Origin of the sequence: Arsenophonus sp. ENCA, assembly GCF_002287155.1 — a bacterium.
In the GTDB taxonomy this organism is placed as follows: domain Bacteria; phylum Pseudomonadota; class Gammaproteobacteria; order Enterobacterales; family Enterobacteriaceae; genus Arsenophonus; species Arsenophonus nilaparvatae.
Window position 1 is genome coordinate 1 of sequence record NZ_NHNG01000244.1, and the last position, 620, is coordinate 620.

At 52.7% G+C, this 620-nt stretch carries 2 protein-coding genes; both read right to left on the reverse strand.

Features of this window, described 5'->3' with window-relative positions; genetic code table 11:
• On the reverse strand, nucleotides 1–257 hold a 257-nt coding region (locus CBG25_RS06250; RefSeq protein ID WP_290605365.1), incomplete at its 3' end, for a GPW/gp25 family protein.
• Nucleotides 254–620, reverse strand: a 367-nt coding sequence (locus CBG25_RS06255; RefSeq protein ID WP_290605367.1) for a phage baseplate assembly protein V, incomplete at its 5' end; no start/stop codon positions are given. The genes CBG25_RS06250 and CBG25_RS06255, both read right to left, overlap by 4 nt.

A 620-nucleotide genomic window follows, 5' to 3' on the forward strand; every position in this document is an offset into this window, starting at 1 on the left:
TGTTGTTCGATATTAATTTTTTCCAGCCTGATCCGCGGTTCAAAGCGTAAAAGTGCGCTAAAGCAGGCTGCCATCAGTTGCAGTCTTAATGCCGGGGTTTGGGGTTTATCCAGCAGACTAAACAGCAGTGAGCCATAATCACGGCGCATGACCCGACTGCCCACCTGGGTCAGTAAAATATCTTGCACCGACTGGGCAATATGCGCATTTTCGCTGATAAATCGGCCGGTTTGCCGGTTCATCCCCATGGCATTCATTGCGGTCCCTCCGTCATGGCGCTGCCGCGTTCAACACCGCCGTGGCGATGGTTATCAACACGAATGCCGTTAGACATCAAGGTACCGCCGGAGTGGATCACATCCCCCGCCATCTGAGCGCCTTGGGTGACGGTCAGTAACGCGGTGGTCAGGTTATTCGTGCAGATAATATTCGGCGTGTCCAGTTCAATATTCACTGCCGCTTTGACGGTAACTCGCTTTGCGCTCACCGTCAGGCTATTTTTTGCTTCAATGCAACCTTGTTCAATACCCGTTGCTTTCAATAGGCCGGTGGCGGGTTCATATTCAATCACGGCACCATCGGCATAGGTACGGGTACGATGGTCAGCGGTCAATGAGGGG